A 10,880-nucleotide genomic window follows, 5' to 3' on the forward strand; every position below is an offset into this window, starting at 1 on the left:
TAGGTTAAATAAGATAGATATGAAAATAAATAAACTTGTTATTACTATATTCTTCTCTGCTGTCGGACTTTTTGTTTCGACTGCTCTTCAGGCACAAGAGGCCAAAACGTTGTTTGTGAATATGCCGGATTCTCTAAGCCCCTTGCTTACAAAAGTGAATCGTGAAGATTGCATAGACTTTCTGGAAAGTAAGATGAAAGCGCAAGTAGAAAACCGTTTTGGCAAGAAGTCGGAGATGACTGATCTTAGCAAAGACTATATCCGTATGCAAATGTCAGCTCAATCGACCTGGCAGATGAAAGTGTTGGCATTAAATGATTCAACGAACGTAATCTGTACAGTCTCTACTGTTTGTGCTCCTGCCTGTGATAGCAGCATCCATTTCTATACGGACGACTGGAAACCGCTTACAACATCTCTCTTTATTACCCTGCCCCTGATGGATGATTTTCTGAATGCTCCCGATTCAGCAGGAGTTTATGAGTTTGATGAAGCACGCCGTTCGGCAGATATGCTATTGATGAAAGCCGATTTTAATAAAGAAAATACGGAACTGACACTTACGTTAACAACCCCCGACTATATGTCAAAAGAAACAGCAGAGAAACTGAAACCGTTTCTCCGCCGCCCTGTAGTCTACCATTGGAAAAATGGAGCATTCTCAATTTAATAAGCATTCGTTGATGAACGCTATCATTTCCGGTGTGTTTGCTTCCACACTTTGAAGTAATTTGAATTGTGCTTTGGTGCGAACGAGGTTATGTTCCGGATATTTGATTTTATAATAAGTATCTCCGTTGATATAATCTGCCAGGAACCGTACACACTGCATGTATGGGAATAAAGCCGCCGCATAAGGAAGATTCTCAATCTCGATCTGAGTCAGGAATGATTTGGCTCCTTTCAGATAGCCCTTGGTAAATGCTTTGAATATTTCCATATTGAAGTTTACACGATCAAGGTCTTTGTCGTCTTCATCACCTGTGTTGGCACCTGTACGTAAGAAGTCACCATAATCGGAGAATATAAAGCTAGGCATTACCGTATCCAGATCAATGACACAAAGCACTTTACCATCCTCGTCGAACATCATGTTATTCACTTTCGTATCGCAATGGCAAACGCGTTTGGGAAGTTTCCCTTCACGATATAAACGTTCAGCCTTACACATTTCATCTGCGCGTTTCTCTATTTCATCCAGATAGTACTTCACTTCTGCTACCCGTCCGGCAGCATCCTTCGCAACGGCTTCACGTAGTTGTTTGAGACGGAACTCCATGTTGTGGAAATCGGGTATGGTTTCACCCAATGTTTCCGGAATATCGGCCAGCATAGCCTGGAAGTTACCGAAGGCTTCTCCTGCATAATTGGAATATTCGGGATTTACCGTCTCATACGTTTTTGCACGTGGGATGAATACCATCACACGCCAATAACTGTCACCGTCAAACCAGTATGTTTTACCTTCTTCTGTTTCGAGGAAACTCAACACCTTGCGGTCTATATCCGATTCTCCGGCTTCCGTCAGTTTCTTGCGAATGTGATTGGTAACAGCGCTAATATTGGATTGAAGCATTTCTACATTCTGGAAAATGGCATGATTGATGCGTTGCAAAACATAGTCGGGAGCATCTGCTTCTTTGGTGTTTACTTTATAAGTGTCGTTGATAAGTCCTGCACCCAAAGGTTTGATTTCTTCTATCGTACCTTGGACTTTAAATTTAGCTACGATGCTAGATAAATCTTTCATGTTTTTTTTCTTTAAAAATTTATACTAAGGTTATCGATAATCATATTTAGCAGCTTCGTTGGCCTGGTTAGCCGAGCGAACGGGTACTAATGTGAAGCCCCACTGGTAATCACGGTTAGCCGGGATCTGGTGGAAAGGTTCCGGGCGAGCACCCCAACTGTCATATCCGCCTACTCCTTGTTGCTTCATATCTACACAAACCTCAACGAAATCTCTGGGAGTGATGTCGTTGACATGATGCATTCTCCGTAATACGTTGCGGGCAGCGTTCTCGTCGTGATTGGCAACCTCTTCCGGGCTGAAGTTATTCCATTGGTAAGGGTGGGGCAGAGCTTCTTCAGAGTCAAAGTCTTCGATAGAGTTGCGCAAGGCATTGAAACCGATAAGACTGTCCGCTACCAACACCAGGCCGTTTCCTTTATTAGGAGATAAAGCGATCCAACGGGTATCAGTGTGATGTCCGTTTTCCTGTGGACGCACATAGTTGAAGTACATTTGATCCGCTGTTGTCTTATATACGCCAACGAGCGTTCCGTGATTGCGGTCGATATAATTCTCTTCCGGACCACGGCCAAAGTATTGTACATTGTTCATCTGTGCCGGCAAGCGGAAACGCACACCGATACGGGGGACTTCCAGTTTGGAGGCAGCCTTGCGGGCAGCATCACTTCCGGGAGTAAATGTAGCCATGCGGGTAGCTTCGGAAACTTCTGTTTCTGTAGGCTGCATATCCGTTGATGTGAATTTGGCATTTACGTTAACTATTCCGTTCGGATAGATTTTGTAAGTGACAACATACAAGTTGCCGGCAGCCAGTAAGTAGGTTACATTTAAGGAGACTGCTTTATCTTCTGCTGTCATGGTGGCATCCGTTATGCGGAAGTTTTTGCTTGATTGTTTCCATACCTGCAAACGTTTAGGAGTGCTGTTACCATAGTCATTATCATTAGGAGCACGCCAGAAGTTAGGCTGAATACCAAATCCGTCTTTGAAATATTCTGTACCATCTACTTTATACGAGGTTACTAATCCGCTATTCTTGTTGAATACAAAGTTTACTTTGGAGGAAGAAACGATTAATTCATCTCCTTGAATCGTTGTTTTCAATGCCGGACCGTTTGCTTTATATATACTCTTCTCTGCCTGGATAGGAAGTTGGAACTGGTCGTATGCAATTTCATATCCGGTTGGAATCAACGGTTCAGGCTCTGTGGTTGTTACACTGAAGTTGACAAAATATTCTGTTCCCGGTTGGGCTTTCAGACCATTTACCGGTACGGTGAATTCTTTAGAGGCTTGCGGAGCAATATCCAAAGATACTTTTCCACCTTTTATTGTCTTTCCGTTAGCAAGTACATTGTAGTGAATCTGATATTTTTTCAGGTTAGTGAAATAGAAACGGTTGGTGATTTTGAATATACCGGCTGCGGCATCTACTGCTTCAAAACCTACATTCTGATGTACATATTTCACTTCAGCCATTGCCGGATGCGGACCACGATCCGGATTGACAAGACCGTTGCAGAGGAAGTTACCATCGCTAGGTGCGTCTACGCCGAAGTCACCTCCGTAGGCCCAGTATTCTCTTCCATTCTTATCTTTTTGGAGAAGACCTTGGTCTACCCAGTCCCAGATATATCCACCTTGGAGATTCGGATATTTGTAAATTGCCTGCCATTGTCCCCACAGGTTTCCCGTGGAGTTTCCCATGGCATGTGCATACTCCGAAGGAGCTACAGGACGGTCGCTACCATTCTTTCCGATATTTTCCAGCCAGTCGGCACCCGGATATTGCGGAACATACATATCGGAGTTCCATTCCCATTGAGCACGTTCGTAGTTGACCGGACGATCCATCAGATCTTTGTCTGCCTCTTTCAACCACAAATAAGTCTGATAGAAATTATATCCGTTTCCGGCTTCATTTCCCAGCGACCAGAATGTAACGCTCGGATAATTCTTATTACGTTCAAACATATTGATGGTACGATCCATGTGCGGTTTCAGCCATTCGGGATTGTTACCCAGTGAACCGCCTTTCCGGAGATCATAATACATTCCGTGGCTTTCCACGTTGGCTTCATCATATACATAAAGTCCGTATTCATCACAAAGCTCATAGAAACGGCGGTCTTGCGGATAGTGGCAAAGGCGTACACTGTTTAAGTTATGTTGTTTCATCAGTTCGAAGTCACGGCGCATTAAATCCTCTGTAACATAATGACCTGTTGACGGATTATGTTCGTGGATATTTACCCCTTTCAGTTTCAGAGGCTGACCGTTGATGAATAAGCAGACATACGGTTTTCCGTTAGCAGCCTTCTGTTCGATAGGCTTGATCTCAATCCGGCGGAATCCTACATTGAAAGGAATGATTTCATTGATTTTGCCATTCTCTTTTACTGTCATCAACAGTTTGTATAGATTCGGATGTTCGGAGGTCCATGTGCTGACATCTGTCAGATTCTTATCGAAAGAAAGTGTACGTACTTCGTTCGATGGAATATAGGCTGTCTTCTCTTCAGTAGCTACAACTTTTCCTTGTGCATCTAATAGTTCATAAACTAATATAAGATTAGTTGCAGCCTTTTCGTGATTTCTCAAATCGACATTTAAACCGAAGATTCCATTTTTGTAACTGTCGTCCAGCGTAGACTTAATTCGGAAATCTTTGAGAGCTGCTTTAGGCTGTGAATACAGAAAAACATCGCGTTCAATACCACTCATACGCCAGAAGTCTTGACATTCAAGATAGGAACCGGTGCTCCAACGGAAGATTTTAACTGTAAGTACGTTCTTTCCCGGCTTCACGTAATTGTTGATAAGAAATTCTGCCGGATTCTTGGAGTCTTCGCTATATCCTACTTCTTGTCCGTTGATATATACATATACGCCGGACTTAGCTCCTGCCAAATGCAAGTAGATATCCCGCCCGTCCCAGTCTGCCGGAATATCGATGTCCCGGCGATAAACTCCTACCGGATTGGCTTCGGGAAGAGTAGGAGGTTGTGGATTGCGCGGTTTGAATTCATAACCATGATTGGTGTAGATGGCTATTCCGTGTCCTTGTACTTCCCAGTTGCCGGGCACCTGAATATCATCCCACGAATCTGTATTGGTGTTCGGATCGGTAATGTTTTCGGGAAGTTTTTTATAAGAGTCTACAAAGTAGAATTTCCAGGTTCCGTTCAGCAAGCGGTAATACTTGCTTCGTTCGAACTTGCCACTCAAGGCATCAGCGCGATTGTTGTATGTCATAAAAGAAGTACGTGGATACTCTTTGTTAACTTCAACTACCTGCACGTCCTGCCAATAAGGTTTCACGGCTTTCTCAGCCATTGTACTAAGTGTTGTCAGGGAAAATATTCCCATGAAAATGCCTGTTAATAAGTTGGGGGTTGGTCGAAATTTCATGTTTCTCAATATTGGTTTTTCATTTCTTTTTTATTTTACTTTAATATGATCGAATCCTTCTCCATATACTCCAATGACAGCACTTTGCGATACAAATGCATTCGGGTCTATGTCTTTTATTAACCGGAAGATGATAGGCGATTCCCTTTTCTTGGCTAATACAAACATCATCTTAACTTCTCGTCCTGTATAAAAGCCGGTTGCATTGATAATCGTTACTCCCCGGTGTGGGTATTCGTTAATATGCCGTCCTATTTCTTCATATTTGTTGGATATGATAAAGAACTGTACGGATTGACGGGCGCTATTCACTACCTGGTCGAGAACGAAACTACAAATATAAAGAGTTACAAACCCATACACCACTTTTTCCCAGTCTTTTAAGACAAAATAACTGGAAGAAATGATAATCATATCGCAGATGAGCACGACTCTTCCTAATGTGATGTCCCGGTATTTGTTGATGATGGCTGCAATAATATCTGTACCTCCCGTACTTCCATTAGCCGAAAAAGCAACACCTATGCCGCCTCCACAGAAGGATGCTCCGATGACACATGCCATAAAGGGCTGGTCGTGGAGAAGCCCGAAACCTGCCGTCAATTTTTGAATGACGGACAGAAAGAAGGTGAGGGTAAATACACCAAAAATAGTTTTGATGCAAAACTTTAGTCCCAGCAACTTGAGGGCCAGTAGTAGCAAGAAGAAGTTGATGCTGAAGTACGTATATTGTACCGGAAAACCTGTGGCCCAATATACGATAGAAGCAATACCCGGTACTCCCCCGGTGGTGATATCGTTAGGCAACAGAAAAACGGTCCAACCGATACCATACAAAATCATGCCGATGGCAATCATTACATAATCTCTGGCTTCACGGATAATGCTTTGCTTAGAAGGCTTTGGAATAGCTGTTTTCATAAACGTGATTATGATAATCTATAAAATGTTCAAACACGAACCCATGAATAATCCGGCTTTAGAGGAGAAGCCGGATTGGTTCATTATGCTCGTGCTAAAAGGAAATATGCTGTTTTATTTTGCAAAAGCGTGACGGTAGCCTTGTACTTTATTCCATCCGCCGCGAGTGAAGTCGGGTACTTCTACCGGAGCTGAATTGTTCTCGATAGAAAGTCTGGTAAGTTCAGCCATGCAACACCATTCTGCCAGGTCATAAACGTCCATATCCAATGGCAGTCCATTCTGCAAGCAATATGCCAGACGGTAGTCCATGATAAAGTCCATACCACCATGTCCACCTACTTTCTTGGCTGTTTCTTCCAACTCTATATGAATAGGATCTTTATATTTATCCATCAAGGCTTTTTTTACGTTTTCAGGTACAGAACCATGTGCATTCAGATTCTCATGATTAGGCACATCTTTTGAATCAACTTGTGAAGGTCGCAGGCAATATTCTTCAATCGGATATTTGCTTGCGTAACCATCGGCTCCCACTATCTGATACATACGGCTGTATGGGCGTGGAGTCATTACGTTGTGCTGAATCAACATTGTTTTACCGTTCTCTGTGCGAATCAGGGTAGAAGTCTGGTCACCATTCTGGAAGTCAGTCACCTCTTCTCCTGTTTGTTTCTTAATATAAGCCGGTCCGTTGACAGCTTTCGTATCCATCGATACCAATGTTTTCATGCGGTCACCACGGTGGATATTAAGTACCTGACAAGCAGGGCCCATGCCATGGGTAGCATATACATCACCGCGGTGTAGATGATTATAATCCATTCGCCAGTTATTCCAGTATTCAGGCCAGAAATCTTCCAGATTATGGATATATGAACCTTCTACATGAAGTACTTCTCCGAATACGCCTTGTTGTGCCATATTTAAAGAAGTCAGTTCAAAGAAGTCATATACGCAGTTTTCGAGCTGCATACAATGCTTACGTGTCTTTTCGGAAGTATTGATTAGCTGCCAGATTTCATCCAGTGTCATGGCGGCAGGAACTTCGATAGCTACATGCTTACCGTGTTCCATGGCATAAACACCCATTGCTGCATGATGTTTCCAGTCGGTGGCTATGTATACCAGATCAATATCGTCCCGTTCACAAAGTTGCTTCCATGCCTCTTCCGAGCCACTGTAAGAAGCAGCTTCAGGAAGTCCGGCATTCTTCAAAATTTCTTGTGATTTTTCAACACGTTCGGGAAGCAGGTCGCATAATGCTACAATCTTAGTTCCCGGGATATGGGTCCAGCGTACCACGGCACCAGGACCACGCATTCCTAATCCGATGAAACCGACACGAACGGTATCAATTTTAGGAGTAACGAGTTGGATTACATCTTCTTGTCCGGCAGGGCGGGCAGGAGTTTCTACTTTGATAGGAGTAAAGGCTTCGGGAGCCTTTGGTTGTAGAGTACAACTGGTGTGCCAAGTTAACAAAGCCAAGCCGATAGCCGTGACTGTAAATAGTTTCTTCATCATATTTTAAAGTTTTTAATAGGGGTTATTCGATGTTTTTCATTTACGTGTCAAAAATAGTAATTAATTAGCCAACTATTTATATTTATAATCGATATTTTCATCATAAAAGTTTCTATTATGAGGTAAAAGATGAGTCTGACTTTTTCTACCTGATTTTGTGTAGGCTTATGTGATGTCAAATACATATAAAAGACATGCCATAAAAAGGCTCTTCCTAAAAAGAAGTCACCTTTTTAGAATTGCTTAACGTTTACTGCTCCTGTTGGGGTAAACTACCTACTTCGTCTGTACTTCTGATAGAACCTAGTATTTGTATTTTTTCCAGGCTCCCCTGGTGAAATCCGGTATTTCTACTGCCATGCTCTTATTCAGTACAGATTTTTCACTTAGTTCTGTGATACACGACCATTCGGCTGCATCGTATACATCCATATCCAGTGGAAGCCCGTTGCGCAGACAATGAATAAGGCGGTAATCCATAACATAATTCATTTCATTGGGTAGGCCTCTGCGATGTGCTTCTTCGCCAATGGTTGCGTTAAAAGGATGTTTATAGCGTGCCATCATTTTTTCTAGCAGTTCTCCTTCAAGTGGAGTGTCTCCATTAGGATCTAGGGCGATACAGGGGACAGGGTATTTTTGGGCGAATCCCAGTGTGCCGCATACTGTTTGAAGGCGGCTGTAAGGACGTGGGGTGGATATGTCGTATTGAAGCATGATTGTCTTCCCTTTGAGCGTGTGGATAAGAGTGGTGTTTACGTCTCCCAATTGATATTTCTGGTGGGCTTCCGGTGAATATTCGCCGAATAGTCTGCGGGCATACTCGCTCATTCCTGCCTGATGAGTAGACATGGACACGAGATATTCCATTCTGTCACTGCGATGAATATCCAGTATCTGGCAGGCGGGGCCCAACCCATGAGTGGGATAAGGATTGCCTGTATGTTCGATGCTGTATCTTTTTCCCCAATGGTTGTGATAGCCGCCTTCGCTCTCTTCGGCAAAGTACATTGAACGAAGATCGTGAATGTAGGCTCCTTCTACATGCATGATTTCTCCGAACAATCCTCGTTGGGCCATGTTGAGAGTCATTAGTGCAAAGGGATCATAACAACAATTTTCGAGCATGATGCAGTGTCGCCTGGTTTTTTCTGCAGTGTCTACCAATTGCCAACATTCTTCCACGCTCATAGCAGCCGGAACTTCAATAGCTACATGTTTATTGCATTCCATTGCGAAAGTTGCCATTGGAGTATGCATTAACCAGTCGGTGCAGATGAATATTAAATCTACTTCATCCGATTCGCACATCTTCTTCCATCCCTCCACTCCGGTATATCCGGTGGCTTCGGAACGGTCGGCTTCTTTTAATAGTTGTTGGGCCTTACTTAGATTTCCTTCTCTTATTTCACAAAGAGCTTTGATTTCTACTCCTTCAATTTGCAGATAACGTTGTAAGGTGAGCAATCCTCGATTGCCCAGTCCTATAATCCCGATGTGGACAGTGGGGATAGGGGGATGTGCTAGTCGGAGTACATGCGATTGTACCGGAGAATTTTTCATAAGCTTAGCGGTCTAAAATAAAACAAAAAAAGAGAATCTAATTTCTCAGATTCTCTTTGGAGAGCGGAAGACGGGGCTCAAACCCGCGACCCTCAGCTTGGAAGGCTAATGCTCTATCAACTGAGCTACTTCCGCAATTTTTGTGGGCAAAGATGGATTCGAACCACCGAAGTCGAAAGACAGCAGATTTACAGTCTGCCCCATTTGGCCACTCTGGTATTTGCCCTTTTTTGCTTTTGAGGAGGTTTGTTTCTCAATTGCGGTGCAAAGATACAACTATTTATTTAAACTCCAAACAAAATCGATCATTTTTATTGCAGTAATTGCACATTCATCTCCTTTGTTACCCAGTTTGCCACCGGCACGATCCTCTGCTTGCTCCATTGTATTTGTGGTAATTAATCCGTAAATGACTGGTATATCGCCAGTTGCGTTTAATTCGGTAATTCCTTGGGTTGCTCCCATGCAAACATAATCAAAATGTGGGGTATCTCCTTTAATTACGCAACCAATTGCAATAATTGCATCAAGATCGCAATTTTCCATCATTTGGTTGGCTCCAAAAGTAAGTTCGAAACTTCCCGGTACAGTTTTCACCAGAATATTTTCGTCTTTTGCTCCATGTTTTTTTAATGTATCGACTGCGCCTTTCAGTAAAGCACCGGTAATATTGAAATTCCATTCGGATACGACGATACCAAATTTCATTGCTTCTGCATTCGGAACGGAATTGAAATCATATTCGGATAAGTTATGGTAAGCTGTTGCCATAGTTAATTAAAAGTTGAGAATTATAAAATGAAGATTTGAGAGTATGAGAGATTTAAGAAGAAAGGCACGGATTTCACGGATTCCACGGTTTTAATAGATAGTCCGCTTAATCCGGTGTAATCCGTGCCTCGATTTCCTTATATAATAGATGGTATATTATTTTTTCATCAATTTAGCTTGCTCGATATATTTGTCGATGTCCATAGCCTGATAAGATTGGAAATATTTATCCTTGATCTTAGTGTAAGCGTTTACAGCATCGTCATATTTTCCCTGTTTTACCAGGATTTCACCAGCTTGTATCAGGAAGATCGGGCTTAATGTGTTGTTGTCAGCTTTGTCTGCTGCCGACAATAAAGTAGAAGCCGCTTTGTCTAATTGGCCAAGTTGTGCATAGCAGTTACCTGCAGCACCCAAAATTGCCGGAGCAACCATTTGGTCTTTTCCATTGAAGCTGTCCAGCATCTTCACTGCTTCTTCATATTTGCCAAGTTGTGCGTAGCAAATACCAGCATAAGCTTTTGCCAAATTGGCAGCTTTTGTTCCGCTGTAGTCATCAGCAACTTTCAGGAAACCTGTATAACCGATGCTGTCACCGTTCAAAGCTTGTTCAAAAGCATCCTGTTCAAAGTATTCCTGTCCTTTGAAAAGAGCTGCCTGTGCTTTTTCTTCACGTGGTTCAGCATAGAGGTTTTTGTACATGATAAAACCTGCTACAATAATAATCACAGCAACAACACCGCCAATAATTGCGTTTTTGTACTTGATAAGAAATGCTTCCGATTGTGTCAGTGCATCTTCTACGTTCAGATGTTCGTTCTGATTCTTTTGTTCTGCCATTTTATATGATTCTTTTTGTTATTATTCACAGTTTGATATTTCGACTCGCAAAAGTAGTTTTTTTATATCTACAAACGAAATTTAGAAGCATCTT

Annotated in this window: 8 protein-coding genes and 2 tRNA genes; 1 reads left to right on the plus strand and 9 read right to left on the minus strand. The window is 42.5% G+C overall.

From position 1 onward, the window contains the following. The first annotated feature begins 19 nt into the window (after positions 1-19). On the plus strand, positions 20-670 hold the full coding sequence (locus KQP79_RS01085; protein ID WP_004304571.1) for a DUF3256 family protein: 651 nt from the start codon (positions 20-22) through the stop codon (positions 668-670). On the opposite strand, the gene KQP79_RS01090 is transcribed toward KQP79_RS01085, so the two are convergent. From KQP79_RS01090 to KQP79_RS01130, 9 genes are all read right to left on the minus strand, one after another. Continuing rightward, complete coding sequence (locus tag KQP79_RS01090) at positions 662-1,750, minus strand: phosphotransferase enzyme family protein (protein ID WP_004301757.1); 1,089 nt, start codon at positions 1,748-1,750, stop codon at positions 662-664. The two genes, KQP79_RS01085 and KQP79_RS01090, sit on opposite strands and share 9 nt — an antisense overlap. A 30-nt stretch (positions 1,751-1,780) precedes the next feature. Beyond that, on the minus strand, positions 1,781-5,122 hold the full coding sequence (locus KQP79_RS01095; protein WP_008775473.1) for a glycoside hydrolase family 2 TIM barrel-domain containing protein: 3,342 nt from the start codon (positions 5,120-5,122) through the stop codon (positions 1,781-1,783). A gap of 72 nt (positions 5,123-5,194) precedes the next feature. After that, a complete protein-coding gene (locus KQP79_RS01100; protein WP_004301761.1) occupies positions 5,195-6,085 on the minus strand; it encodes a YitT family protein in 891 nt (296 codons plus the stop codon). A gap of 114 nt (positions 6,086-6,199) precedes the next feature. Beyond that, positions 6,200-7,609, minus strand: a complete 1,410-nt coding sequence (locus tag KQP79_RS01105; protein ID WP_008775474.1) for a Gfo/Idh/MocA family protein — start codon at positions 7,607-7,609, stop codon at positions 6,200-6,202. 306 nt (positions 7,610-7,915) lie between these two features. Then, positions 7,916-9,175: a Gfo/Idh/MocA family protein gene (locus KQP79_RS01110; RefSeq protein WP_004308568.1), complete on the minus strand. Its 1,260-nt coding sequence runs from the start codon at positions 9,173-9,175 to the stop codon at positions 7,916-7,918. A 62-nt stretch (positions 9,176-9,237) separates the two neighbouring features. Further along, a tRNA-Gly gene (locus KQP79_RS01115) sits at positions 9,238-9,310 on the minus strand. Between the two features lie 8 nt (positions 9,311-9,318). Further along, positions 9,319-9,401 (minus strand) — tRNA-Tyr (locus KQP79_RS01120). Positions 9,402-9,451: 50 nt separating this feature from the next. Continuing rightward, positions 9,452-9,946 (minus strand): 6,7-dimethyl-8-ribityllumazine synthase, encoded by a 495-nt coding sequence (gene ribH, locus KQP79_RS01125; RefSeq protein ID WP_004301766.1) that lies wholly within the window; start codon positions 9,944-9,946, stop codon positions 9,452-9,454. Positions 9,947-10,102: 156 nt separating this feature from the next. After that, complete coding sequence (locus tag KQP79_RS01130) at positions 10,103-10,786, minus strand: tetratricopeptide repeat protein (RefSeq protein WP_004301767.1); 684 nt, start codon at positions 10,784-10,786, stop codon at positions 10,103-10,105. Between the last annotated feature and the right edge of the window lie 94 nt (positions 10,787-10,880).

Source organism: Bacteroides sp. DH3716P, from assembly GCF_025914115.1.
GTDB lineage: Bacteria > Bacteroidota > Bacteroidia > Bacteroidales > Bacteroidaceae > Bacteroides > Bacteroides ovatus.

Coding starts and splice junctions, on each gene's coding strand:
- KQP79_RS01110 (WP_004308568.1), bottom strand. CDS start 9,175: ATGAAAAATTCTCCGGTACAATCGCATGTACTCCGACTAGCACATCCC.
- KQP79_RS01085 (WP_004304571.1), top strand. CDS start 20: ATGAAAATAAATAAACTTGTTATTACTATATTCTTCTCTGCTGTCGGA.
- KQP79_RS01130 (WP_004301767.1), bottom strand. CDS start 10,786: ATGGCAGAACAAAAGAATCAGAACGAACATCTGAACGTAGAAGATGCA.
- KQP79_RS01100 (WP_004301761.1), bottom strand. CDS start 6,085: ATGAAAACAGCTATTCCAAAGCCTTCTAAGCAAAGCATTATCCGTGAA.
- KQP79_RS01095 (WP_008775473.1), bottom strand. CDS start 5,122: ATGGGAATATTTTCCCTGACAACACTTAGTACAATGGCTGAGAAAGCC.
- ribH (WP_004301766.1), bottom strand. CDS start 9,946: ATGGCAACAGCTTACCATAACTTATCCGAATATGATTTCAATTCCGTT.
- KQP79_RS01105 (WP_008775474.1), bottom strand. CDS start 7,609: ATGAAGAAACTATTTACAGTCACGGCTATCGGCTTGGCTTTGTTAACT.
- KQP79_RS01090 (WP_004301757.1), bottom strand. CDS start 1,750: ATGAAAGATTTATCTAGCATCGTAGCTAAATTTAAAGTCCAAGGTACG.